This window comes from Anaeromonas frigoriresistens (assembly GCF_016820655.1).
Lineage (GTDB): Bacteria > Bacillota > Clostridia > Tissierellales > SIT17 > Anaeromonas > Anaeromonas frigoriresistens.
Genome location: NZ_WSFT01000048.1, coordinates 21,767 through 47,094 on the forward strand (window position 1 = coordinate 21,767; position 25,328 = coordinate 47,094).

The 25,328-nt window shown below is 28.1% G+C and carries 26 protein-coding genes and 1 other annotated feature; of the genes, 18 read left to right on the forward strand and 8 right to left on the reverse strand.

Annotated features, from left to right (window positions below; genetic code table 11):
• Positions 1-33: 33 nt before the first annotated feature.
• The gene (locus GOQ27_RS12820) at positions 34-1,224 is read right to left on the reverse strand and encodes an L-lactate MFS transporter (RefSeq protein ID WP_203367272.1); all 1,191 of its coding nucleotides are present in this window, start codon (positions 1,222-1,224) and stop codon (positions 34-36) included.
• A 28-nt stretch (positions 1,225-1,252) separates the two neighbouring features.
• Entirely contained in the window at positions 1,253-1,639 is a 387-nt protein-coding gene (locus GOQ27_RS12825) for a carbonic anhydrase (RefSeq protein ID WP_203367273.1), read from the reverse strand.
• Positions 1,640-1,927: 288 nt separating this feature from the next.
• Positions 1,928-2,186 (forward strand) — a binding site (T-box leader).
• Positions 2,187-2,277: 91 nt separating this feature from the next.
• Between GOQ27_RS12825 and lysS the strand changes: the two genes are divergently transcribed.
• The 18 genes from lysS to GOQ27_RS12915 all read left to right on the forward strand — a co-directional run bounded on the left by lysS (position 2,278) and on the right by GOQ27_RS12915 (position 18,339).
• Entirely contained in the window at positions 2,278-3,840 is a 1,563-nt protein-coding gene (gene lysS, locus GOQ27_RS12830) for a lysine--tRNA ligase (protein ID WP_203367274.1), read from the forward strand.
• 376 nt (positions 3,841-4,216) lie between these two features.
• Positions 4,217-4,495, forward strand: a complete 279-nt coding sequence (locus GOQ27_RS12835; protein ID WP_203367275.1) for a CD3324 family protein — start codon at positions 4,217-4,219, stop codon at positions 4,493-4,495.
• A 156-nt stretch (positions 4,496-4,651) separates the two neighbouring features.
• Complete coding sequence (locus GOQ27_RS12840) at positions 4,652-5,110, forward strand: GNAT family N-acetyltransferase (protein ID WP_203367276.1); 459 nt, start codon at positions 4,652-4,654, stop codon at positions 5,108-5,110.
• A gap of 133 nt (positions 5,111-5,243) precedes the next feature.
• Positions 5,244-5,975: a class I SAM-dependent methyltransferase gene (locus tag GOQ27_RS12845; protein WP_286673035.1), complete on the forward strand. Its 732-nt coding sequence runs from the start codon at positions 5,244-5,246 to the stop codon at positions 5,973-5,975.
• 66 nt (positions 5,976-6,041) lie between these two features.
• Positions 6,042-6,509, forward strand: coding sequence for a GNAT family N-acetyltransferase (locus GOQ27_RS12850; RefSeq protein WP_203367278.1), 468 nt, complete (start codon positions 6,042-6,044; stop codon positions 6,507-6,509).
• Between the two features lie 13 nt (positions 6,510-6,522).
• Entirely contained in the window at positions 6,523-7,560 is a 1,038-nt protein-coding gene (locus GOQ27_RS12855) for an aminoglycoside phosphotransferase family protein (RefSeq protein WP_203367279.1), read from the forward strand.
• Positions 7,561-7,763: 203 nt separating this feature from the next.
• Positions 7,764-8,768: a serine hydrolase domain-containing protein gene (locus GOQ27_RS12860; RefSeq protein ID WP_203367280.1), complete on the forward strand. Its 1,005-nt coding sequence runs from the start codon at positions 7,764-7,766 to the stop codon at positions 8,766-8,768.
• A 428-nt stretch (positions 8,769-9,196) separates the two neighbouring features.
• Positions 9,197-9,808 carry a methyltransferase family protein gene (locus tag GOQ27_RS12865; protein WP_203367281.1) on the forward strand — a complete coding sequence of 204 codons (612 nt, stop codon included), beginning with the start codon at positions 9,197-9,199 and terminating at the stop codon, positions 9,806-9,808.
• Positions 9,809-9,913: 105 nt separating this feature from the next.
• Positions 9,914-10,684, forward strand: a complete 771-nt coding sequence (locus GOQ27_RS12870; protein ID WP_350445920.1) for a CPBP family intramembrane glutamic endopeptidase — start codon at positions 9,914-9,916, stop codon at positions 10,682-10,684.
• A 137-nt stretch (positions 10,685-10,821) separates the two neighbouring features.
• Positions 10,822-11,976: a M1 aminopeptidase family protein gene (locus GOQ27_RS12875; RefSeq protein WP_203367283.1), complete on the forward strand. Its 1,155-nt coding sequence runs from the start codon at positions 10,822-10,824 to the stop codon at positions 11,974-11,976.
• A 284-nt stretch (positions 11,977-12,260) separates the two neighbouring features.
• Positions 12,261-12,524: a CD3324 family protein gene (locus tag GOQ27_RS12880; protein ID WP_203367284.1), complete on the forward strand. Its 264-nt coding sequence runs from the start codon at positions 12,261-12,263 to the stop codon at positions 12,522-12,524.
• Between the two features lie 215 nt (positions 12,525-12,739).
• Positions 12,740-13,345 carry an exonuclease domain-containing protein gene (locus GOQ27_RS12885; RefSeq protein ID WP_203367285.1) on the forward strand — a complete coding sequence of 202 codons (606 nt, stop codon included), beginning with the start codon at positions 12,740-12,742 and terminating at the stop codon, positions 13,343-13,345.
• Between the two features lie 259 nt (positions 13,346-13,604).
• A complete protein-coding gene (locus tag GOQ27_RS12890; RefSeq protein ID WP_203367286.1) occupies positions 13,605-14,495 on the forward strand; it encodes an ABC transporter ATP-binding protein in 891 nt (296 codons plus the stop codon).
• Positions 14,488-15,288, forward strand: a complete 801-nt coding sequence (locus tag GOQ27_RS12895) for an ABC transporter permease subunit (RefSeq protein WP_203367287.1) — start codon at positions 14,488-14,490, stop codon at positions 15,286-15,288. The genes GOQ27_RS12890 and GOQ27_RS12895 overlap by 8 nt, the downstream gene beginning before the upstream one ends.
• Before the next feature lie 162 nt (positions 15,289-15,450).
• Positions 15,451-16,050 (forward strand): TetR/AcrR family transcriptional regulator, encoded by a 600-nt coding sequence (locus GOQ27_RS12900; RefSeq protein WP_203367288.1) that lies wholly within the window; start codon positions 15,451-15,453, stop codon positions 16,048-16,050.
• A 53-nt stretch (positions 16,051-16,103) separates the two neighbouring features.
• Positions 16,104-16,958 carry an ABC transporter ATP-binding protein gene (locus tag GOQ27_RS12905; protein WP_203367289.1) on the forward strand — a complete coding sequence of 285 codons (855 nt, stop codon included), beginning with the start codon at positions 16,104-16,106 and terminating at the stop codon, positions 16,956-16,958.
• Complete coding sequence (locus tag GOQ27_RS12910) at positions 16,955-17,653, forward strand: fluoroquinolone export ABC transporter permease subunit (RefSeq protein ID WP_203367290.1); 699 nt, start codon at positions 16,955-16,957, stop codon at positions 17,651-17,653. The genes GOQ27_RS12905 and GOQ27_RS12910 overlap by 4 nt, the downstream gene beginning before the upstream one ends.
• Positions 17,650-18,339 carry a hypothetical protein gene (locus tag GOQ27_RS12915; RefSeq protein ID WP_203367291.1) on the forward strand — a complete coding sequence of 230 codons (690 nt, stop codon included), beginning with the start codon at positions 17,650-17,652 and terminating at the stop codon, positions 18,337-18,339. Before GOQ27_RS12910 ends, GOQ27_RS12915 begins: the two co-directional genes overlap by 4 nt.
• 77 nt (positions 18,340-18,416) lie before the next feature.
• Here the strand turns inward: GOQ27_RS12915 and GOQ27_RS12920 are convergent, their stop codons facing one another.
• The 6 genes from GOQ27_RS12920 to GOQ27_RS12945 all read right to left on the reverse strand — a co-directional run bounded on the left by GOQ27_RS12920 (position 18,417) and on the right by GOQ27_RS12945 (position 25,262).
• Positions 18,417-19,247, reverse strand: coding sequence for a polysaccharide deacetylase family protein (locus GOQ27_RS12920; RefSeq protein ID WP_203367292.1), 831 nt, complete (start codon positions 19,245-19,247; stop codon positions 18,417-18,419).
• A 20-nt stretch (positions 19,248-19,267) separates the two neighbouring features.
• The gene (locus tag GOQ27_RS12925) at positions 19,268-21,688 is read right to left on the reverse strand and encodes a CotH kinase family protein (protein WP_203367293.1); all 2,421 of its coding nucleotides are present in this window, start codon (positions 21,686-21,688) and stop codon (positions 19,268-19,270) included.
• Positions 21,689-21,712: 24 nt separating this feature from the next.
• Positions 21,713-22,390 carry a DUF4956 domain-containing protein gene (locus tag GOQ27_RS12930; RefSeq protein ID WP_203367294.1) on the reverse strand — a complete coding sequence of 226 codons (678 nt, stop codon included), beginning with the start codon at positions 22,388-22,390 and terminating at the stop codon, positions 21,713-21,715.
• A gap of 15 nt (positions 22,391-22,405) precedes the next feature.
• The gene (locus tag GOQ27_RS12935) at positions 22,406-23,104 is read right to left on the reverse strand and encodes a polyphosphate polymerase domain-containing protein (protein ID WP_203367295.1); all 699 of its coding nucleotides are present in this window, start codon (positions 23,102-23,104) and stop codon (positions 22,406-22,408) included.
• Between the two features lie 19 nt (positions 23,105-23,123).
• Positions 23,124-24,332: a glycosyltransferase family 2 protein gene (locus tag GOQ27_RS12940; protein WP_203367296.1), complete on the reverse strand. Its 1,209-nt coding sequence runs from the start codon at positions 24,330-24,332 to the stop codon at positions 23,124-23,126.
• Positions 24,333-24,413: 81 nt separating this feature from the next.
• Entirely contained in the window at positions 24,414-25,262 is an 849-nt protein-coding gene (locus tag GOQ27_RS12945; protein ID WP_203367297.1) for a glycoside hydrolase family 16 protein, read from the reverse strand.
• Between the last annotated feature and the right edge of the window lie 66 nt (positions 25,263-25,328).

Sequence of the window (25,328 nt, forward strand, 5' to 3'; positions counted from 1 at the left end):
GCGATCATATGAAGCAATGATCGCATTTAATATTTATATAGTATCTATTGTAGGGGGCTTTACTATAAAAGTTAAGCCAGCGCCTATGATAGCAAGGACAGCAGCTATTAGAAATGTAGGTTTTAATCCTCCAACATTTGCAACTATTATTGGTCCGACTAATGCCGCTACCCCATATGCTTGATAAACTATGCCATAGTTTGCACCTAGATTTTTGATACCAAAGTATTCTCCTGTTAGTGTTGGGAATACTGCTAGGAATCCTCCAAAACAGAATGCAATACCAGCTAAACAAGCGAAGAAAGTAATATAATTCAAAGTAACTAGACTCATTGTTATCATGGCAATTGCAGTTATTATAAACATCATAGTTACAACTTTTATTCTACCTAATTTATCTGAAAGAGTACCCCATATAAGTCTTCCACCAGCATTAAATAATGCAATCATAGCAACTGCATTTGCTGCCACAGCAGCGTCTAGCCCAGCCAATTGCATACCAATATCTTTTGCAAGACCTATAACTAAAAGTCCACTCATACAACCAAATAAAAACATTATCCAAACAAAATAAAAAGATTTGGTCTTAATCATTTCTCCAACTTTAAAGTTAGTTTCTTTATTAGCAAGATAAGTGTTAACTGCCTTACCATGTCCCACTGGAGGAAGTATTAAGAATTGAGCTCCAATTAAACCTAACAGGGCATAAATTACTCCTAAATAAAGAAATGTCTCTGATACTCCGTTGTTAGCTATGAAATATTGAATTACTGATTTGAAAACTAAACTTCCTAGACCAAAAGCACCAACTGCTATACCTGTAATAAATCCTTTCCTTTCAGGAAACCACTTAACACAAGTAGATAATGGACAAACATAAGCAAAACCTACTCCTGCACCAGCTATAACCCCATAATAAATATATAATTGCATAAGAGATGTAGCAGTAGAAGTTAGCATTAATCCTCCACCATAAAGAATAGCACCAATAGTAGCAACTTTTTTAGGTCCCATTTTATCTTGTAATCTACCTGAAAAAATAGTTGAAAAAGCAAAAACAAAAATTGCTATTGAATAAGTAAGCACTACTTCACTTTTTTCCCACCCAAATTTTTCTATAAGGGGTTCATTAAATAAACTCCAAGTATAAATAGCACCTATACACATTTGTAATAATACTGCACCTAATACAACATACCAACGATTTATTGTTTTGGTATTCATTGTTATTCCTCCTTAAAGTATAAGTTTTTTATATTACTCTATTAACTGTCCATGTGTCATCCACCCATAAACCAATAACTGTGACAGCTTCATTCCAAGCTTGTACATTATTAACTGAAGATTTGATTTGTTCTTTTTGAGTTAATTCATCAGCAGGATTTCCACCACAATCATAATGACCAACAATTGATATAATTTTTGAAAGATGCTTACCAGTTGATACTTCAACTCTTGACTTGATAGATTCTACAATAGAAGTATCAGTATATTCAGCTAGAATCTTATTGGGTCCAGCTTCAGTTATCATATCAATATAATCTGCATTATACTCAGATTTTAGATATTTAATAATAGGTTCTTGAGTTCTTCCATCTATACAATTGATAGATGTAACAAATTTCTTATTTATATCCATAAATGCAACAGTCCTTTTTTATATTTTTTATGAAATAATATGGCTCACATAATAACTATTGTATGACTAATTTCTTTCCAAGGCAAGAAAAAGTTATGTAATATTCAATAAATTTATAATATTAAAATAAAATTTACTAGTAAAATAGTTATGTACTTTATGATCCATGGTAAATCAAGTAATAGACTTACATAATATGGGACAATTATATTTATTAGTAGACTAAGGAAAATGAATGTTGACAAAATATTTTGAATTTGATAAAATTAGGTCAATTTAAATAAGAAATTATAAGCTGTGAAAAGAAGAGTAGTTAAGTGGAAGATTTTACAGAGAACTCCGGTTGCTGAGAAGGAGTATTGAATCTCTTAATGAAAAAAGACTTGGAGCTTCGTATTGAACTAACTTAATGTTAGGGATGATACGACGGGATCTCCCGTTATAGAGATAGAGTATAAGTATTATTTACCGTACTCGAAGAGATCTATATAGTGATATATAGATAAACTAAGGTGGTACCACGAAGTTAACAACTCTCGTCCTTAAGATTAGAAGTCTTGGGGGTGAGGGTTTTTTATTTACCAAAAATTAATGAATTTATTTAAATAGAGAATTAATAAATATAAAGGAGTGATAATATGCATTGGTCACAAATAGTAGCAGAAGAAATTATTAATAAATATCCTGAAAAAGAAACATATGTATGTGCTTCAGGAATAAGTCCCTCTGGATCTGTTCATATAGGGAACTTTAGAGAAATAATTACAACATATTTTGTAGTGAAATCATTAGATGAATTAGGCAAGAAAACTAGGTTTATATTTTCTTGGGATGATTATGACAGGTTTAGAAAAGTCCCTAAGAATATAGATAGATCTTTTGAAAAATACATTGGGATGCCTTACTCTGAGATACCAGATCCCTATGGATGTCATGAATCCTATGCAGAGCATTTTGAAAAAGAATTTGAAGAAGCATTAGATATATTCGGTATTGATGTTGAATTTATATATCAAAGTGAAGAATACAAGTCCGGAAGATACAATAAATATATACTTCATGCATTAAAAGCAAGAAAGAAAATATATGATATTTTAATGGAATTTAAAACTCAAGAGCCTTGTGAAAAAGATAGAAATAATTTTTACCCTATAACTCTTTATTGTAACAAATGTAGGAAAGATGATACAAAAATAGTTGATTTTAATGAGTTAACAGAAGTAATGAAATATAACTGCAAATGTGGCAATGAAGGATCAGAAGATGTGTTAAAGTCTGAAAATATAAAGCTTAATTGGAAAGTTGATTGGCCCATGAGATGGATGGTGGAAGATGTAGTATTTGAGCCAGGGGGTAGAGATCATTCTTCAGAAACGGGAAGTTATAATGTGTCAAAAAAAATAGTAGATAAAATATTTAATCATCCAGCTCCAGAATATATTCCCTACGAGTTTATTGGAATAAAAGGTGTAAATGGTAAAATGTCCAGTTCTCAAGGAAATGCTCTAACTCCAAAAGAATTATTAAATATCTATATTCCAGAATTAATTCTATTTATGTTTGCAAAATACAACCCAAGTTCTGCATTTAATATTGGATTTGATGAAGATGTTATCAAGAATTATACAGAATATGAGAGATATAAATCTAGTTTCTCTTTAGGGAAATTAAATAATGAAGATATTTGTTATACATTAGAATTGGCATCTGTTGATGATAATAATTCTAACCTACCTAGATTTAATCAAGTTGCAGGAGTTTTACCTTTGATAAATTTTGAAGATGAGATATTGAGAGAAGTTTTAAGACAAAATGGAGAAGTCTATGCTATAGATAATATAAAAGAAATAAGTAATAGAGCAGAATACTGGATAAAAAACTATAATAGTAAAAAAGTTATAACACTAAAGGATAAAAGAGATAATGATTACTATAATACTTTATCTGAAAAGGAAAGAGGGTGGTTAAAGGAACTTTGTATAATAATTAGGAATAGTGAAGATTTAAATAGCGATGAATTAATGAGTAGAATATATTCTATATGTGATAATGAAGATAAAAAACTGAAAAGAAATAATCAAAAAAGATTATTTAATATAATATATAGATTGATTCTTAATGGCGATAGTGGGCCAAGGATTTCATTATTAATAAAAACGATAGGTGTTGGAAAATCAATTTATTTATTAGGGTTTAGCTAGTAGAATTTATAGGTTATAACAGATTAATAGTATATGACTACATTGAACTTAAATACTGTCTGGGTAGATTTGGTAAGAAACAAGTTAGAAAATAAGTGTAATATAATTAGAGAAAGGTTTGATATAGAATGGTAAGATTAAGAAAATTTTACTATTAAGAAAATAGACTTCTTATAAAATAAATGATAAAATCAAACTAATATTAGTCAGAATCTTATAAATATTATGGATGATAGAGGTGATTTTTATGAAATATCCTTCTCTAAAGAAGTTTATTACTTCATAGCAAAGACTGCTATGAAGGACTGAACTAACATATTAAGCACTTTAAAGTAGTCTTTGCTCATATAGGAATATTAATTAGGAGGGCAAAGATATGGGGTATATTAGTGCACAAAACGTTTTACCTGAACAAGTAATAGAGCTAATTCAGCAATATATAGATGGAGAATATTTATATGTTCCAAGAAAGGATGAAAATCAAAAGTCCTGGGGTGAGAAGAATGGAACAAAGGCCTACTTTAGAAAGAGAAATGAAGAAATATTTAAGAAATATACATTAGGACTTACAATAATAGAGTTGGCTGAAATGTATCATCTATCAGATAAAAGCATAAGAAGAATAATAAATAACGAAAAGTCTATAAACTTATAACAATGTAGTATTTCAGCATTAGAATAGTCTAGTGCTGAAATTTTTCTATTTATATAGAGTCTCAAGTTTAGTTCATAATTAACTATGAGATTTTAATATAAAGATTGTGATGATAAACTAATAATGTAAATACTTTAGGGAGTGGGATGGAATATGATGAATCTTGAATTTAGAAAACCAACAGAACAAGATGGTAGTGATATTGCTACTTGGAAGTATGAAGGAGAATATTCTTTTTATGATAATGACAAAACAGAAACTAAAAATGAATGGGCTAGAAATATTCATAATGAAGAAAATGCTTATGTTATTTATAATGAAAATAATGAATTAATAGGTAATTGTAGTTTTGACTTAGAAGACGGAGAGTATATGTTTGGTGTCCAGATGAGACCAGACTTGACGGGAAAAGGCAAGGGAACTGAAATCGTTAAAACCATATTAGACTTTGGTAAAAAAACATATGACTTTAATACTTTAGTATTATTGGTTGCTAAATTTAATCAAAGAGCTATAAGAATATATGAAAAGTTAGACTTTGAAATAATTGAAGAATTTGTATGGAATGTAAATGATGAACAAAAAGAATTTATTGCTATGAGAAAAACTTATTAAAAATATAAGAAATGTCCTCTTGAAAGAGGACATTTCTTATATCTATATTATATCATATAAAAATAATTGAAAATAGACTGATAATTCAGAAAATATTATGATAGAATAATTTTATATTCCTAAAGGAGATGGTTTGTTTATGGAAACATTAAAAAATAGACTTAAAGACATATCAGCTGGCAGAGTACTAGATGTAGGGGTTGGAAGAGGACAATTTGCATGGATTATGGCTGAAAATTTTAAAGAATATGATGAAATTATTGGAATTGATGTTAATGCTAAGATTTTGAAAAAGGCTGAAGAAAATTTATCCCAGTTTAGAGTTAAACTACAATTAATGTCAGGAGATAAACTTGAATTTGAAGATGATTATTTTGATACAGTCACTATTGCACAAGTCCTTCATCATATACCTACAAAAGAAGATATAAGTAAAATGTTTCTGGAAATGAAGAGAGTATTAAAACCAGGTGGCCTTTTTATTGTAAAGGAAATGTTTTGTGATAATCATGAAGGGGCAGGTCAAGTAGTAGTAGACTATCATCATTTTATAGCAGATATAGATGCAATCCTAGGGAAAAATCATTTTAAGACACTTAAAAGAAATGAAATTTTAGAAATAACAAATAATGTAGGATTGGAATCAATAGAAGATTTTGATTTTTTATTTGATTATAAAATTAAAAAAGATAAAAAATCAATAAGTTCTTTTTTAGATAAGATTGATAAAAGGGTTAACACAATAGAAGATTATGATGAATATGGAGAAATTAAGCAAAGAGCTGAAGAAATTAAAGAGAATGTAAAGAAGTTTGGATTATCCTATGAGAAAGAAGTAATCATTATAGGAAGAAAGCCATTATGATAATATACAAAATGACTTGTAATAAGGTTAAAATTTCATCTAAATAATTAAATTGGAGAGATTAAAATGAGTAATACTATAAATTTTAATATAAAACCTATCAATAAATATAATTATCATAAATTTAATGATATGGTATATTGGAGAATAAATGGTAATGAACGAACCGATGAAGAAAAAGAAAGAAGTAAGAATACTATATATAAAGAAGCTTACAAGGAGTTAGAACATGAAGACTTTTATGTGTATGCTGCGGAATATGAAGGAAGATTTATCGGTTGGATTGCCTTAACCTATATACCTAAGATAGGTAAATGGCAAAAAGGAACAATATTTGTAGATGAGCTTTGGACAGCACCAGAGTTTAGAAGAAAAGGCATAGCCTATGAATTAATGAAAAAGGCTTGTGAACTTCAAACCAAGACAGGAGCAATGGCACTTAGATTATATACCAATAATATTGCTGCTCAAAAGCTTTACGAAAAATGTGGTTTAGTAGTTGAGGGCGAAGCGGTATTCATGGAAAAAAGATAAGTGACTTCAGGAGATGATAAATATTATACTAAAAATCAAGAAGTTTTTAACTCCTACAGAGGATGAAATGAGAAAAATACTATTGAAAATTGAAGAGTTACTTAAATGTAAATATGAGATAGAAGTGAAAGGAATATTAGAGATTGAAGATGGACAGAATTTGAATTATTTTATCGAAGGCAATGAAGTAAATAGCGATAAAAATATTAAATTATTTCTTAAAATAATATCTAAAGATGGTTACCCAAATGTAGAAGATCTGAGTAAATGTTATGAGTTACTTAAGTCAAGGGGATTTAAATACTATAATATAATCCATCATGATATAACTAGTGATATAGCACCCTATGGATTCATTATTCAGGAGTGGATTGATGGAGATGTAAGAATTTCTAATGATGATATAGACTATGAAGAAAATGATGAAATACTTTGGCTTAGAGATTTTGCTGAAGTATTAAAAGAGGTGCATAGAATTAGATTCGACCATTTTGGAGATATTAGAGGGATTGTAAAATTTGATAATCTTCAAGAGTATTATAGAAATATAGATGAAGTTATTCGCTGGTCCTTTGGAAATGTGAAAGATGAAGGTATTATTCTTAGTGATTTAGTTGATAAAGGTATATTAGAGAAAGAGTTTCTTGAATATGCTCTGGAAGGTATATCTAAGTTAGCTGAAAAAGTATCTACTAAGAAAAGTGTACTTATTTATGGAGATATGTTTCCATCTAATATAATATACAAAGAAGATGAGCCTAGAATAATTGATTGGGATGAGTGTAGAGCCAACTGGTGGGTTTATGAAATAGCAAGAACTACATATTACATAGATGATAAATATATTGCGATGAAATTTATAGAATATTATGATCCTGAGGATCATTTAGATCAGATAGATATTGGGATAAGAATTGAGCATATAAAACAACATCTAAGAAAGTTATGTATTTTGTGTATGAATCAAGAAAAAGATATTCAGCTCATGGAACAGGTAAGAGAAATGAAGAAATTCATTGTAAATAGATTGGAGAATACTTTTCTATATTAATTTTCAAAACAATAAATATGAAGAAGAATAAACAAAATGAATATTAGTTTGAGATGTTTTATAGATTGTAAATCCTTTATGTTTATTATAATAAACATAAAGGATTTACTTATCATTATGTAGAACAGAAAAAAGACAGAATATTTTAATAAATTAAATTTATTAATAAGGAATAGAAATAATTGGAGAGGAGATAGGGGATTATGGAATCAAAAATTGATACATATTTTAAAAAACTTGAAGAAAATCAACAATTTAGTGGGACTGTACTAGTAGCCAAGGGTGAAGGTATCATATTAAAAGAGAGCTACGGGGTGACGAATCATACCTATAACATACCAAATACGATAAATAGTAAGTTTTTAATAGCATCAATAACTAAGTCAATTACTGCTATGGCAATAATGATACTTGAGGAAGAAAATAAATTAAATGTTCACGATACCTTGGATAAGTATATACCAGATTTCTTAAATGGTGATAAAATTACTATTCATAACTTATTAAATCATTCATCAGGCATATGGGGAGATCCTAATTTCTTGGATATAGTTAAAAAGTCACATACTATGGATGAACTCATAGATAGATATAAGAATAAACCTCTAGATTTTGAACCAGGAGATAGGTTTGAATATTCAAATATGGGATATACACTTTTAGCTTATATTATAGAAAAAGTATCTAGGAAAAAGTATGAAGAGTTTATAAAAGAGAATATTTTTAAAAAGCTTTCAATGAAAGATACTGGATGCTATAGAAATGAGAATATAATAAAAGATATGGCCTCAGGATATGAAAAAAAGAATAATAAAATTATAAACAGTGATATTTGGGACTTTTCTAACTTTAAAGGTTCTGGAGATATATATTCTACTATTGAAGATTTATATAAGTGGACTGAAGGTTTAGTAAAAGGAAAGCTTTTAAGTGAAGAATACAACACAAAACTATTAGAAGACTATGGTCTCATATATGATAATTTCTATTATGGATACGGCAAAATATTCTATAAGAAAAATGATAAAATAGAATTTTTCTATCAAGATGGTGGATTACCAGGATTTAAATCAATATATGTTATATATCCACCAAAGGATTTAACTATAATATTATTGAGTAATTATAGTTTTATAAAAACCCCGGAGATAGTAAATAGAATTGAAGAAATCCTATACAAGGAAGGTCCATTATTTGAAATAGATTAATTATTTATTTCAAATAATAAATAATTCTATATATGGGATAATGTAGATAATAAGTTTATGATGAAGAATTAGAATAATAATTGAAATGAGCTTGTGATAAGCTTTATATTATCACAAGCTCATTTTTTATATTATGAGACATCATAACTCTGTAAAATTATATGTAATATATTACTCATAAAAAAACAGAAAGTATATTAGAATATATATTTAATAAGGGAAAGTTTTGAAGAATAGGAGAAAGTCTATTAAGTAAAAGTTCATACCAAAAGATATATATATTTAGAATAACCATCAATTCAATTTAAGATAGATTTAAGGTTAATCGTATCTTCTTTTAAGATTTGATTGATATATTATAAATAAAGGTTTAAGAATACAAATATTTAGTTGTGTAATCAATTTATATTGTATAGGAGGTATGGTAAATGGAGGAGTTTAGTAATCATTTTCATAATTGGTTTGGTGTATTATTTTTTATTATTCTTTATGGAATCGTAATTTTATTTATCCCTTTTTATAGAAAGATGGATAAAAAACCTATAGGTACTTACATTGCTTTTGTAATTGCTTTTGCCATTGAGATGCACGGGATTCCCTTTAGTATGTATTTAATTTCTGGGGTCCTAGGGAAAAATCTTCCTGAAGGAGTACTATGGGGACATACATTGTTTTCTTCAGTGGGACATTTAGGATTATATATTAGTTACATTTGCAGTATTATAGCTCTATTTTTAATACTAAATGGCTGGCATAATATATATAAAAATTATTGGTCTAAATCAGATGGAAAAGGTGAGCTAGTAAAAACAGGGGTTTATAAACATGTTCGACATCCTCAGTATACAGGCTTATTGTTACTTTCCTTTGGAATGATAGCAAACTGGGCTACATTGCCTTTGTTAATAATGTACCCAGTAATGATTGGTATGTATGTAAGATTAGCAAAAAGAGAAGAAAAAGATATGATTATGGAATTTGGCAATAAGTATAGGGAATACATGAAATCCACTAAAATGTTTATTCCTTATATCTTATGATAATGCCGGAACTTTCTGAATTTTCATAATTATTAACACTGATTAATTCAAATATATAGTATAATAGTACTAGGAAAGTATTAGGGGGTATTATTATTGGAAAATGTGAAATCAAATCAAAGTTTTAAAAGAGTATTAATGGTTTTATTTATTGGCATCATTTTAGCATCATTTGGAGCAGTTCCTTATGCAAAAGAGCTACTCTCTCAGTTGCCTGAGGATGCAGTTGGAATTATACCATCCGATTTTGTACTGGGATTATTAATGGTAATTCAATTATCAATTTTTGCAACTCTTGGTCTTTTTATATCAAGAAAGGTGAATTTAGGAGCGCCTGTTTTAGAGTCGATAGTTACAAAAAAGGAAACCAATATTAAGTGGTCATCTTTTATATTGTCTTCAATAGCTATTGGGTTTTCTATTGGTTCTTTTCTACTATTGTCTGATTTTATATTTTACAAATTAGGTTCATCCTTATCATTCTTTGCATCAGAATTACCTGCTTGGTATAAAGGATTAATTGGAAGTTTTTTTGGAGGAATAGGTGAAGAAATTATCTATCGATTATTTTTTATGTCACTATTAGTATGGTTAATAAATCTAGTTGTTCGCCACAAAGAAAACACACCTAAACCTTGGATTATTTGGGTATCAATGATTTCAGCAGCTATATTATTTGCTTTGGCACATCTTCCAATGACTACCTCATTAGCATCTTTAACAGCGCTTGTAGTAATAAGAGCAATTTTACTTAATAGTATCGCAGGAATTGGTTTTGGATTATTGTATTGGAAGAAAGGTTTATTATATGCAATGATAGCCCACTTTTTTGCTGATATAACATTACATGTTATTGCTGTATTGATATTTGGTTAAATACAAAATGATCTCCTAAAATTAGGAGATCATTTTGTAATAATAGATATAAGGTTATATTTTGAAATTATAGTATAACAAAAAAAGGGATAATGAAGAAAATGGGAACAGTTAATAATTATGGGGGGGGGGTTAGTATGATAAAGAGGATGTATATAGAAAATAAAATAGAAGTAGATAATAAGTTAATTGATGTAAAAACTGAAATCAATATTGATAAAGAAGTAGATATATTTGAATTCTATCTAAGCAAATTATTAAATATAAAAGAAATCACTACTAAAACTGAAGGATTAAACTATACTACAGAAGAAGGCTTTAACTTGGAATTTAGATCAGAATGTCAGAAAATAATTGTAGATATACCAAAAGATATAGATAGTATTACTGTATACTATAATGGAAAAGTAGAAGGATGGCATAATGATATTAAAGATGATATAGTAACTTTAAATTTTTATTCTGCATGGTATCCAATGTTTAAAAGTATTGAAGATGAGAAAGCTGAAAAGGTTGTAACGTTACTAGGCCTAGAGGAATTCAGAGTATTAAAAGGTGAAAGAAATCAAGATAAGTGGATTTATAAATCGCAAGACTTAGATTGTAATATAATTGCGGTAAAGGACTGGGATATTCTATCATCAAATATTAATGGTCTTAATCTTAGAGTGTATAGTAGTACAGAAAAGGATAAAAAACATGCAAATTATATAATTAATTCATTTAGGAATGTAATAGAATTCTATACATCTAAATTTCAGGCGAAAGAAGTTTCAAAAAGTAATTTCAATATTCTTATTAACAGTAGTGTCAAATCAGGAGGGTATTGTAGGGAGGGGTTGATTGTATTATCAAAACTCCCAGAGAATGATGATGCCATGATTGATCACTTCATAGGACATGAAGCAGCTCACCTATGGGCAATAGGGGCGGATATTAATACTTGGGAAGACTGGCTAAATGAAACATTTGCAGAATGTATGGCCCTTACTTTTATAAAAGAAGTTTATGGAGAAGAAAAGTATGATGAGTATATGGAAGGTATTAGAGAAAGAGCTCAAAAATATCCTCAAATAAAAACTAGAGACGGAAAAAGACCTGAAGGAGTTCATGCTGCTGGAACCTATTTATTTCATGAATTAAAAGTAAAATTTGGGGAAGAGGTATTTATTGAAATAATAAAGCTATTTATAAAACTAGATAAAAAAACAACTGAGAAATTATTGAATTCTGTTAGAGAGAATATTAATGAAGAGATTACTATTTATATTGAGAGAGGTATAAGTGAATAAGTCTGTGTTTTGGCATGAAAATTCAGAATTGACTGAAACTTAAGTATTTGCTATTATTTTAATATACTATTAAGTGGGATTGGAGGGAGTAGTATGAATAGAATCATAGGTACTGGATACTTGCACATCATACTCCATGCAAAGTCTGTAATATAAACAGAGGCGATTGATTGCATGGAGAGAAATAAATAATCGCCATAATAAGTACTTGAAAGCTTAATAATCAGTTTATATAGCAGACTTTGCATCCTTAAAAATAAACTATTTTAAGGAGTGGAGCTGAGATGAGATATATAAATGCTGATGAAGTTCTTCCTAATAACTTACTTGAGGAAGTTCAGAAATATGTTAAAGGTGAAATAGTATATATTCCAAGCCCTGTGGATCAACGTAAATCCTGGGGGGAGAAAACTGGGAGAAGAGAATATTTTAAGAAAAGGAATTCGGAGATTAAACTACGATTTAAACAAGGAGATTCTATTGACCAGTTGATGAATCTATTCTGTCTTTCATATGATAGTATAAAAAAGATTGTTTATTCGAAATAGATAAGTCCTTCAAAACCCTGTTGGCTACAATAGTCAACAGGGTTTTGTGCAATAAATAAGTTAATTGATCAAAAATTAATTAAAACAGAATTTACTAATAATATAATCAAAATCTTTATTACTGAGATATAATAGGGATTCTCTTACTCTATATGAAATTTTAGATACTTTATGATAAACTTGTATTGTTAATTATGTTTTCAATGGAGGTTATTATGAATTTTACAGTGATAGATTTTGAGACAGCAAATAGTAAAAGGGCCAGTGCCTGTTCAATTGGTATTGTGAAGGTGGTTGATGGAGAAATAGTCGAGAAGAAATCTTGGTTAATTAAACCTAAAGAATTAGAGTTTCACTCTATGAATATAGCAATTCATGGTATAAGACCCAATGATGTTAAAGAACAGCCAGAGTTTAATGAATTATATGAAAAAAAATTTAGAGATTACTTTCAAGATGAATTAATCATAGCTCATAATGCAAGTTTTGATATGAGTGTTTTAAGGAAAACTCTAGATTTATACAATATAGAATATCCATCTTTTAATTATCTTTGTACCGTTAAAGTAGCACAGAAAACTTGGCCTGACTTATATAATCATAAGCTAGATACTCTTTCCAACTTTTTGAAATTTAAATTTAAACATCATGATGCCTTAGATGATTGTTTAGCATGTGCTAATGTTTTAATTAATGCATGTAAAAAAGAAAAGGCAAATTCTCCTTTAGAATTAGTAGATAGATTAGGTATAAAGGTTGGAAGTGTTTTTCCAAAGGGGTATAGCCCATGTAGTGTAAATAGAAAAAAAGTTTCTGTATAGAACTATAAAATTAAATCATCAAACATAAAAAAATGTATATCTTATAAGATATACATTTTTTACATAATATTTAATAGATAAAAGGTTTATCTAAAATAGGAATGATTGTTTATCTTATATATTCGCAGTCATATTATAAAGTAATTGTTACTTTACTTATAAAAATTTGCTACAATTATTATAAAGGTATAGTAAATTAGTTATATTTTTATTAATATACTTATATTTTTTTTATAAGTATAAAAGGAGGGGAAGGTAAATGATAAAAGTAGAAAATTTAACTCAGATTTATAAAAGTGGTAAAGGGATATTCGATTTGAATTTTACTATCAAAGAAAGTGAAGTGTTTGGATATTTAGGACCTAATGGTTCAGGTAAAACAACAACTATTAGAAATTTACTTGGTTTTTCTAATGCCACAAGGGGAAGAGCGACTATCAATGGAAAAGACTGTAGAAGTGAAGCCGCAAGTTTACAAAACTATATAGGATATTTACCTGGTGAAATTGCTTTTTTTGATAATATGAGTGGAATGCAATTTCTTAAATTTATGGGAGATATGAGAAAAACTAAAGATAATTCTATAAGGGATTCATTAATAGAACGTCTAGATCTAGATACAGAGGGTAAGATTAAAAAAATGTCTAAGGGAATGAAACAGAAATTAGGAATAATAACAGCCTTTATGCATGACCCAGCAGTATATATATTAGATGAACCTACTAGTGGTCTTGATCCTTTTATGCAAAATATATTTATAAAAATGATAGAAGAAGAGAAGAGTAGAGGTAAAACTATAATGATGTCATCTCATATATTTGAAGAAGTACAGAGAACTTGTGATAGAGCTGGTATTATTAAAGAAGGAAGAATAGTTGCAGTGGAAGAAATAAAAGCTTTAAATGCCATGAAAAAAGAATCTTACATAATAACATTAAAAGACTCAAAGGATATATCGAAACTTAGTAATCACAGTTTTGATGTTAAGACTTTATCTGAAAATAGAGTTGAAATTACTATCGGTGATAGCTATAAAGAGTTTTTTCAAGTTCTATCTAGTTGTAGTGTAATAAATTTAGATGTCAATCAACAAACATTAGAAGATATATTTATGAAGTATTATGGAAAGGATGGTATATCTCATGAATAAAACTTTATTTAAGGCAACCTTGAGAGCAAATTGGTTAATTGGATTGTTTATAACTTTGATGTTAATTATGTATACCTCAATAGCTATTACGATGTTTGATCCTGAGAGTGCGGATATGGTAGAAGGGATGCTAAAGATGATACCAAAAGGAATGATAAAAGCCTTTGGATTTAGCAATCTAGGAACAGAATTAACGGGATATATTTCTAGCTATCTTTATGGGTTTATCTATATAATATTTCCAGTTATATATAGTGTAATAGTTGCTAATAAGCTCATTGCAAAGCATGTAGATAGTGGTTCAATGGCTTACTTATTGACTACTCCAAACTCTAGAATCAAAATTGCTATTACTCAAGCTATATATCTTGCAAGTAGTATTGCAATTATTTTTATTATTAATATTGTAATAGGAATTATATTAAGTGAATCAATGTTTAGTGGGTTATTAAAAATAGATAAGTATTTATCATTGAACCTTATTACTTATTTGGTTATATTAGCAGTTAGTAGTATTGGTTTTTTCTTTTCTTGTCTTTTCAATGAAACTAAGTATTCCCTCGCTTTTGGAGGAGGAGTACCTTTGATTTTTTTAGTTATAAAAATGCTTAGCGAACTTAATACAGATTTAGAATGGATGAGGTATATGACATTGTACTCTTTTATAAATATAGATAAAATATTAGAAAGTAGTGGATATGTGATACTATCTTCCTCTATAATATTAGTAATCTCACTAATATTTTATATATTGGGAATTATTATTTTTAATCGTAAAAGTCTATCTATATAAGTAATAATAAAAATTTAAGTTGTTTTGGAGTGAGAATAAAAGTCTTATCATTAAAAACAAGTTTTTAATGATAAGACTTTTATTATGTTGTGGATATAGTAAATATTAGTTGACTCAACTTAGTATATTTGCTAAAATTTAAAAAAGGTCAGGTGATTTTTAATGCAAGTAAAAAAAGAACAAGTCCGACTAAGTTTATTAAAAAAAGCAGAAAAAGAATTCTTAGAAAAAGGTTTTAAGAACTCATCTTTAAGAAAGATTGTAAAGTCAGCAGGAACCACTATTGGTAACTTTTATAATTATTTTGAAAACAAAGAGACTCTTTTTGAAGAATTAGTGGAAGAAGAATATAATAATTTTCTTGAATTAATTGAGAAGCATAATGATGAAGAGGGAATAGAGGAGTTTTTAGATACGGAAGACTTACAGAAATACCGTGAGGTTTTGTCAGAAATAATACAAAATATTATACCTGTATTTTCTGAGAAATTTGTATTATTAATAGAAGGGAGTGAGGGAACAAAGTTTGAAGGCACTAAGGATATCATAATAAAATTGCTAAAAGATCATTTTATAGAGCATATTCAAAAGTACGAATCAAAAATTATGGATTTAGAAATGGCTGAAATAACTGCAGAGCAATTTCTTAATGGAATAATTTTAATAGTAAAAAAATATAAAGATAAAGTGTTAAGACATAGATTAATTACTGAACATATACTTTTTTATATTAGTGGAATGATGGCCATTATAGGTAAATAAGATTAAAATCTTTAAATTTACAAAGGTAAATTGTTCATAAGAGGGGGATGTATATGATTAAAGTAACTGATTTAGATTTTTCATATAAGGGGAGTAAGACAAAAGTAATAAAGGGAATAAATTTTCATATAAAAAAAGGAGAAATATTTGGTTTTTTAGGACCTAGTGGAGCTGGTAAAACAACCACTCAGAGAATAATCATAGGTCTACTACAGGAATATGAGGGTAGTGTAGAAATAATGGGGAAAGAGAGAAAAGCATGGGGGAGGGAGTTTTATGAGAGAATTGGAGTAGCTTTTGATTTTCCCAATTTATATCTCAAATTAACAGCCCTAGAGAATTTGCAATTAATATCTTCTTATTATAAAAAGAAACCTCAAGATATGGAAAGCTTATTAGAGCGGGTAGGATTACTTTCTGATAAAGATAAAAAGATAGACGGTTTTTCTAAGGGAATGAAAATGCGATTGAATTTTATTCGATCTTTGATTCATGATCCGGAAATAATTTTTTTTGATGAACCAACTTCAGGTTTAGATCCTTTAAATGCTAAAATTATAAAAGAAATGATTTTAGAAATGAAGAAAGAAGGAAAGACCATATTTTTAACAACTCACAATATGACAGTAGCTGAACAATTATGTGATAGGGTGGCTTTCATAGTAGAAGGAAAAATTCCTGTTATAGACAGTCCTAAAGAGCTTAAAGTAAAGTATGGTAATCAGTCTATTAAAATGGAGTACTATGAAGGAGAATTTACAAGGGTTGAAGAGTTCCCCATAAAGGGACTTAAAGAAAATTCACGACCTCGAGAGATATTAAAAACTAAGGATATAAAAACTATTCATAGTCAAGAAGCTACATTAGAGGATATTTTCATTAAGCTAACAGGGAGGAAGCTTGTATGAGGATACTAAATGCATTAAAGTCAGATGTAAAATTTCAATTTAAACAGGGGTTTTATTTTGTGTATATCATATTGACTTTATTATATATGATTGTAATTGGTCAAATTCCTAATAAATTTATAAACTATGTAGTTCCGATAGTAATTTTCACAGATCCATCCTTTATAGGTTTCTTTTTTATAGGTGGAATTGTTATGTTAGAAAAGATTCAAGGTGTTTTGCAATATTTAGTTATAACACCACTAAGCCCTAAGGAGTATTTGATTTCTAAGACAATATCATTGACAATATTAGCAGAATTAGCTGGATTCGCCATCACTTTAGTTACATATAAAGATAGTTTTAATTGGATTATACTATTTTTAGGTATTTTACTAACATCTATATTTTATACTTTATATGGATTTATTGTAGCTAGTGGTTGTAACACAATTAATCAATATTTTGTTAAAATGATACCATATTTATTGATTTTGATTATTCCACTACTTGTATATTTTTCTTTTCCTAATATAACAGTCTTAAAGGCTATGCCACCAGTGTCAGGATTTAATTTAATATATGGAGCTTTTAATGGAATTAAATTGATAGAAGCACTAGGTTATATAGCATATATGTCAGTTATTAATTTCTTCACTTTATTAATTGTAGAGAATATTTTTATAAAAAATATAATTAAGGGAGGAGCATTATGATTAGTAAAACTTCCTTTAAAGCAGATTTCAAGATGGTGGTTAGAGATCCAATATTGATACTCTTCTTTATATTACCAATTTTTATTCCTATATTGATTAAAATAGCATTAAACTTTGTGGTACCCTTAATATTTAGATACACTGGGGTAAATTTGATAGAGTACTACGGATATGTACTAATGGTAAGCATCCTCATAACACCCCTAATGCTGGGAACTGTTTCAGCTTTTTTATTGATAGATGAACGAGACTCTAGAATACAGGAGTTAATTAAAATAACACCGGTAGGATATTTTGGATATATCTCCAATAGATTATTGTTACCTTTTATAGGGAGTATAATGTATACCATTTTAACTTACTTACTCTTAGATATTTACAATCTAGAGTTTGTACAATTAATATTAATTGCTATTTTAATAGGTATAGAAGGGATACAGATAGCATATCTATTATACAATTTAGCAACAGATAAAGTTCAAGGATTAACATATTCTAAAGGGTTCGGAGTATTTACTATACTAGCATTAGCTGATATATTTAATGTTAAGTGGTTCAGGATAGTTGGAGGGCTTACTCCTTTTTATTGGATAACTAAATTAATTATTGATTTTAGTTTATCTACAGTCATGTTAGCAATAATTATCCATATAATATACCTAATATTTATATTCAGACATAAATAAAGAACTTGAGTATTTTATGGCAAATGATAAAGAAATCAAAAAAGTATGTTTTGGATTTCTTTATCATTCTCAAATTTTCAAAAAATCTGAGAATAGGTTATAACTTGAAACTTATCTTCATTCTCATTGATAAAGCTAATTATCTGTTGTAATTTTTCTTTGCTATATATTGATTCCAGTCCATCATCAGTATCTTGAATCCTATTTAAGATGAAAATAATGGTTTTATCTTTGGACTGGTTTTGGATAAGTATATCTTTAACTTCATCAACACTTATATATGCTAATAAATTAACCACTGTTACTGGATGATATTGAATTTTATCACTATCTAAAATAAGAATATTATCTGATGTTCTTATACTATGATATCCTATATTTTTTAATTGATTAATCAAATATGGATTGATTTCCCCATAGGGCATTACTATCTTATTACTAGATTTTCCAATATATCTATTTTCCATCCATTTTTTAGCTTTATTAAAGTCCGAAAGAAGATCATCACATTTATCATACATATCATTCTTATGATAATAGGAGTGATTTAGTAGCTCCCAGCCTTGTAAGTATAACTTGGAAAGTTGGTTATAAGATAAATGTTCTTCTGTACCAATTAGTGAAGGTATAATCGCTATATTTCCTTGATATTTATATTTATTCATGATTTTATAAGCATCTAAATAAATACTTTTCCAGCCACCATCAAACATAAAAACAATTTTTGTTTTATCATTATTTGTATCAATATCTTTATTTTCAGATTCCATATGAATCATACTAAGTTGTTTTGCTATATAAATATTTTTTGCATTATTAATTATGCTTAATATAGTTTGAGGATACATTAATGCTGCTATAATCAACGATATAATATATATTTTTTTATTTATTTTAATGATAATCATCCCCTAGAAACAGGTTGTATTTAGTTAGATTCTATTTTTTTAAAAATTCCTTTTATATTACTATCCTGTGATAGATTTATTTTGATTTTTTTATCTTGAGAATTATTACTTCCTTCCCAACCTGTAAAAATGAAACCTTTTTGTGGCACAGCTTCAATAGTTAGGGGGATATCCTTAAAATAAATACCAGCCCACGGGGTATCGGATTGTTTTATCTCTAAGGAATTAACCTTAATAAATCCACCTTCAGTCATATTAACTTCGATTTTGTTCAAACCTCTAAGATCAAAATATTCCATAATATATTGTCTAATATAATCAGGTCTTTTTATAGCAAAGGCTTTAATAACCTCAATTTCTTCTATCCAATTATTTATATCATTATCATGAAGGTTCCATCTTTTAATATGTTCTTCTATATTAGGAGAGTAGATTTCTTTAATAGTATTAACTTTATCTAGTACCATTTTAGGTGAATAAGAGTCATTAAGTCTATCGGCAAAGGTATTAATAAATTGATATTTAAATTCATCATTTTCAAGTAAAGTTCTTAATAAAAAAGTTGACCATGGAGGATTAGGCCAATCTGGTCCATTCTTTTCTGTGGCTCTTTTTAAGGAGTTATTCATAACTGCTTTCTCACCTTGAAATAACCCGAATCCATAATCTAAATCAAATACCATCCATCTCCACCGACCATCATGACCATAGGTAGAATTTGGATCATAAGTGGGGGTTCTATTTCGCCATATTCGAAGGTTATTTCCGGGCCAATCTCTATTATCACAATAAATTTGTAATACATTATACTCAATAAAATTCTCTATATCAATTTGAGTTTTTATAAAATCATAAACATCATCTTCTTTTATATCATGGACTTTTAAATACTTAATCATTCGATTATAGTGCATTTCATCTCCAGGATATCCTTCTTCAACTTCAACTCCTGCTATCCCGGTAGGATTTTTAATGATAACAATATCCTCTTTTTTTATATTATAATGATCATTGATGTAGTCACTGTCATAGGCTTCTCTAATATTATGGATACCATAGTAGTCTCCATTAATATAGAGGATACAAGGTTTGAAACTTTGTGTGTCTAAGTACTGAGGAGTCTTTATTAAACTTTGAATGAGTACATCTCTAAATAAAGAATGTTTACTATCTGTAGCTGAAGTTCTAAGAAGTATTCGAGAAAATCTATCAATATCTTTATCATAAATTTGGCTTTTAGATTTCTCATTAAAAAAATCATAGTAGAAATAGTCCGTATTATCATAGTCTTTATTAGCTGATAGTGATAGTGACTTAAGATTTTGAGATCTTGAATATCCTCCATAAATTCTGATACCTATATCTTGAACTAAGTCTAATTTACCTTTTTCATTAATTAATTCTATAGTTCCTTGTCTTTCCCAATTCTTACCTCTTTGATTATAGTTGGCAGGGGTAGCACTATTTATTTCTTTTTCAGGATTACTTAATTTCCATTGTTCAAATACCTTTCCAGTAATATATATTCCTTTCTCATAATCGAATAAGTTTTCAGGGTCGGTAACTAAAGATATTACAGGAGTATTATATTTGTTATATATGTCACTACTAACAAAGTAGCTATGGGTGATGGTTTTACTTGTGGGATATCCATCTTTATATACTCTAGCGCGAATTATAGTGGGACTTTTATCATTTGACGGTATTAATACAGGGTTGGTATAGATATTTGAGTTGGTAGTAGGGGTAGATCCATCTATTGTGTAGTGAATATTAGAATCAGAAGAATTCTTTTTGAGTATTAAGTTAAAGCTTTCAGTGAAAAAGCCACTATCATGGGAGAAAGTAGGGGGACTAAGCCTTGCTCCATTAGGTCCATTGACTAAACTTTTAATACTATTTGGATTTCCAGGGGTACCTTCATCAAATCCATACAAACTAGAGCTTCCATCAGGCTTTCTACCATAGGATATATTAGTTTCCATAGCTTTAAGAAGAAATATATCTCTCCAGTTATCAGTAGGACCAGTAAGAACTATTACCTTATCATTATTATTTAATTTAAAATTAGTGTGTAATGGAGAATCTGATTCGCTGATATTCTTCGATGATGTCCAAACTAAACAAAAAGATTTTGGCTCTACTATCTTATCGGGAAATTTCCATAAGAAAGGTTGTTTTGAATCATTTGATAATCCGAAATTTTTTAGATTTACAGCTTTATCTCCTCTATTATAGATTTCAACCCAACCTTCAAAGTCACCTTCATTATCTCTGATACTATTACGGTTATTTATCATTACTTCATTAATTACTAAATCATATCTTTTATATTCACTTTGGTGATTAAACACTGAGATGTCTCTTTTAAGAAATATATAAGCTATAAAAAACATACATACAAACACAAACATGAGCCTAATATTCAATGACTTTTTCATAATTTGCACCTTCTTAGATTAAACTTATCCACTGACCTCACCATTATAAGAAACGATATGTACTTCTTCTATACTGTCAATTGATTTAAGAGACTTAATTAAGAAGTCCTCTCCAATTTGTTTTAATTTTATTTCGTAGGTTATTTCCATAAAGTTATCTCTTGTTGTTTTCATACGTAATTTGTAGGGTATTTTATATTCATTTAAAATATCTGACACTTCTTTAGATTCTATTTTTGTACCCCTTAATACTAATAGGTAGGCGTAGTCGATGTATACAACTCTATTAAATATAAATAGTATAATAGATAGAATTATACTTCCAATAATTGCAATAATAAATTTATTTGTTCCAGCAGATAGACCCACTGCAATAGCCCAAAATAGAAAACCAATATCCCTAGGTTCTTTAATGGCAGTACGAAAACGTATAATAGAAAGTGAACCAACCATCCCAAGAGATAAAGCTAAATTATTTTGAATTAACATCATTACAATACCAGTTATTATACAAACCATCACTATTGTGATATTAAAATTTTGTGAGTATACAACACCAGAAAAAGTCTTCTTATATACAAAGTATATAAATAAAGCCAGAAGTGTAGTAACGACTATATTAAAAATTATATTTTCTATAGTAAAAGAATCCATGCCGTTAAATAAGTTAAATAAAATTTCTTGATCTATAAACCTATCCATCATAGCTACCTCCTTTTATCTCTTTAATATATCTCTTCCTAAACAATACTTGCTTATTTCTGATCTTTGTATTTCAAAATTAGATAATAAATTTTGAAAAAATATAGGGATTATATGATTGTATTTAACTTCTAATATTAATATAGGACTATTAAATATAGGTATCATAGATTTATTATCTTTAAAGAAATCATGAGAGTGAAAAGACGCAGCTAAATTTTTGTCTAAAGTTACTCTAATATTTTCAAAAGGATATATATAAGCTTCTCTATCATAATCAATAATGATCTTTGGAAGATAAAGGTCTCTATGCATGAAGGAAAATACTTTTTTAGCAGTCGCTTTGTTGTAATTAAGTAAGGGGCTAGAGTCACCATTTATAAGCTTGTGTACATCTTTACGGGACATAGTAACAGTTTCTTTTAAAATATAACTATCATACTTATTCTTTATTTCTAATTTTATGGAGGGGGAGTCTATATCATATAGGCGAAGTCTGATTTTCTTTCTTATGTTATGGCCTATAATTTTTTCATAATAATCTTTATTATCTATAGTGTCAAAATATAGACTTCTAATCCAGTAAGAACCAGTTTCATCACAATTAGGGTCTAAGTCCATGTTTTGTTGTAAAAATAATCTTAATTCAGCAGCTTGAATTTGGTTAATGAAATATTTTATTTCATGTCTAAATAGATTATCTTGTTTTTTCAAACTTAGCCCCCCAAAAACACTACAATTTATAGCTATTATTCGTTCTACTAACTTTATTCCAATTTTTATTATCAAAATAGTAAGTGACAGTTCCAATTATAAAAAAGAATATTCTTAAAAATTGAAAAAAAATCATATCAAAGATAATCATAGAATAAAGGATTTTAGTCTTTAAATTTGGAATATTCTTCTTTGCTGATCTTATAGCTATGATAGAAGAAAAAATATTAAATAATATGGTATTAACATAATAAATAAATAAATATAGTGGATAATTATAAATTATTTTCGCTAAGATTAAAATCACGTTAATTATAAATACAATAGTAGCAAAGGAGTTGCTTAGTAGAGCATCTATAATCATATAAAAACAAACATTACTTTTAAAAATATTTTTAAATAGAAAACTACTATTATTTAAGATAGCGTCAATAAAGCCTTTTTGCCAGCGAATCCGTTGCTTAGATAGTTCTTTTAAGTTTTCAGGACATTCTGTATAACAAATGGCATTTTTATTGAAGACAAGTTTTTTATTATGCTTTTTTCCGTATTCTTGAAACTTTAGTGTTATATCAATATCTTCACCTAAACCTGTTTTGAATCCACCAACTTCAAAAATAATACTTTTTTTAAATATTCCAAAGGCCCCTGAAATTATACTTAAGGCATTATTATAGGCAAGGGATGATTTGTAAATATAGAACCCTTTTATATAATCTAGAGCTTGCATTAAAACTATTTTCTTAAGTTTATTATCTAGTTTAAACATTTGCATAATGTGAATTACACCACCTGACGCAATCACATCTTTATCATCAAATACTTTATTCATACTTAGAAGAGCATTTTTTTCTAAAACACAATCAGCATCCATGGTTAAAATCAGTTCTTTTTTAGAGCACAGAGTACCTACATTTAAACTGTCTGCCTTTCCACCGTTATATTTATCAATTACGTAAATAAAAGGGTATTTATTTGATTGATATATTCCTTTTACTTCATTAGATAACAAAGAGAGAGCATAGTTTTCTATTATAGCTAAATCTAATAAATCATATAAAAGAGTAAATGTACTATCCTCAGAACCATCGTTAATAAATATAACTTCAAAATTATCATAGTCTAAATTCATTAGTCCTTTTATAGTATGACTTATTATAGGTTCTTCATTATAGCAAGGTATTAACATAGAGATTCCTTGTTGATTAACATCATATAAAACTCTCATGTTTTTAAATTTAAGAGAGCTTATTAAATGATATATAGAAAAAAAAGTACTGGTGAAAATAACTATAAAGAATAACATCAATTAATCCCTACCTTTCTTAAGTGTTGGACTTATGTCAGTAGGGATAACTTCAAAAGTATTAGGAAAAACTGTGTCATCAGTAGGATTTCCAGGCCAATTTCCACCTATTGCTTGATTTATTATTATGTACATGTATTCTTGTGGAATACTCTTTGTTGTAGTATAGATCTCTTTATCATCAATATACCAAGTAATAGACTCAGGCTTCCAATCTAGAGCTACAGAGTATTGATCTTTTATTGACACCTTATATTTAAAATAATCTGAGCTTTGTATATTATTTTTTTCAAAATGAATTACACCATAGAATGTATAAGGTTCACTACCTATCATTTCAAATAAATCAATTTCTGGAAGGGGTTCTCCACTAATAGGAAGGAACCATATAGCTGGGAAGAGTCCCTTTCCCTTAGAAAATTTAATATTAAATTCAAAATAACCATATTTATAGGCATTTCTACTTTCAACAAGTCCCGAGGTATAAAGCTTATTTTCCTTATATTCTTTTTTTGAAGTGATTGTGATTATATTATCTGTTAGAGTAACATTATCTTCACTATAGAGTTGTAATTCATTATTATAACTATCTTTTCTTTCTACGGGAATCCAATCACTATTATTGTACTTTTCTTTAATTAATTTCTTAAAACCACTGGTATCATATGATTTTTTAAATTTAAGATCAGGTTTTTTATTAGAATATTCTATATCAATACTGCCCATATTTTCTTTACTTTTATATGCAGACTTGATTTTTTTTAGATTAATTCTCAGCTCCTTACAGGACACAAAAACTATACTAATCAAAAATATCAATAAAAAAACCTTTCTTAGAGTTATTTTTTTCATATAAAAACTCCTCAGATATTTTAAAATATTCTTTCACTAATTTTTATCTTAAGATGTATAAAAATG

Coding starts and splice junctions, on each gene's coding strand:
- GOQ27_RS12820 (WP_203367272.1), bottom strand. CDS start 1,224: ATGAATACCAAAACAATAAATCGTTGGTATGTTGTATTAGGTGCAGTA.
- GOQ27_RS12825 (WP_203367273.1), bottom strand. CDS start 1,639: ATGGATATAAATAAGAAATTTGTTACATCTATCAATTGTATAGATGGA.
- lysS (WP_203367274.1), top strand. CDS start 2,278: ATGCATTGGTCACAAATAGTAGCAGAAGAAATTATTAATAAATATCCT.
- GOQ27_RS12835 (WP_203367275.1), top strand. CDS start 4,217: ATGGGGTATATTAGTGCACAAAACGTTTTACCTGAACAAGTAATAGAG.
- GOQ27_RS12840 (WP_203367276.1), top strand. CDS start 4,652: ATGAATCTTGAATTTAGAAAACCAACAGAACAAGATGGTAGTGATATT.
- GOQ27_RS12850 (WP_203367278.1), top strand. CDS start 6,042: ATGAGTAATACTATAAATTTTAATATAAAACCTATCAATAAATATAAT.
- GOQ27_RS12855 (WP_203367279.1), top strand. CDS start 6,523: ATGATAAATATTATACTAAAAATCAAGAAGTTTTTAACTCCTACAGAG.
- GOQ27_RS12860 (WP_203367280.1), top strand. CDS start 7,764: ATGGAATCAAAAATTGATACATATTTTAAAAAACTTGAAGAAAATCAA.
- GOQ27_RS12865 (WP_203367281.1), top strand. CDS start 9,197: ATGGAGGAGTTTAGTAATCATTTTCATAATTGGTTTGGTGTATTATTT.
- GOQ27_RS12875 (WP_203367283.1), top strand. CDS start 10,822: ATGATAAAGAGGATGTATATAGAAAATAAAATAGAAGTAGATAATAAG.
- GOQ27_RS12880 (WP_203367284.1), top strand. CDS start 12,261: ATGAGATATATAAATGCTGATGAAGTTCTTCCTAATAACTTACTTGAG.
- GOQ27_RS12885 (WP_203367285.1), top strand. CDS start 12,740: ATGAATTTTACAGTGATAGATTTTGAGACAGCAAATAGTAAAAGGGCC.
- GOQ27_RS12890 (WP_203367286.1), top strand. CDS start 13,605: ATGATAAAAGTAGAAAATTTAACTCAGATTTATAAAAGTGGTAAAGGG.
- GOQ27_RS12895 (WP_203367287.1), top strand. CDS start 14,488: ATGAATAAAACTTTATTTAAGGCAACCTTGAGAGCAAATTGGTTAATT.
- GOQ27_RS12900 (WP_203367288.1), top strand. CDS start 15,451: ATGCAAGTAAAAAAAGAACAAGTCCGACTAAGTTTATTAAAAAAAGCA.
- GOQ27_RS12905 (WP_203367289.1), top strand. CDS start 16,104: ATGATTAAAGTAACTGATTTAGATTTTTCATATAAGGGGAGTAAGACA.
- GOQ27_RS12910 (WP_203367290.1), top strand. CDS start 16,955: ATGAGGATACTAAATGCATTAAAGTCAGATGTAAAATTTCAATTTAAA.
- GOQ27_RS12915 (WP_203367291.1), top strand. CDS start 17,650: ATGATTAGTAAAACTTCCTTTAAAGCAGATTTCAAGATGGTGGTTAGA.
- GOQ27_RS12920 (WP_203367292.1), bottom strand. CDS start 19,247: ATGATTATCATTAAAATAAATAAAAAAATATATATTATATCGTTGATT.
- GOQ27_RS12925 (WP_203367293.1), bottom strand. CDS start 21,688: ATGAAAAAGTCATTGAATATTAGGCTCATGTTTGTGTTTGTATGTATG.
- GOQ27_RS12930 (WP_203367294.1), bottom strand. CDS start 22,390: ATGGATAGGTTTATAGATCAAGAAATTTTATTTAACTTATTTAACGGC.
- GOQ27_RS12940 (WP_203367296.1), bottom strand. CDS start 24,332: ATGAGAGTTTTATATGATGTTAATCAACAAGGAATCTCTATGTTAATA.
- GOQ27_RS12945 (WP_203367297.1), bottom strand. CDS start 25,262: ATGAAAAAAATAACTCTAAGAAAGGTTTTTTTATTGATATTTTTGATT.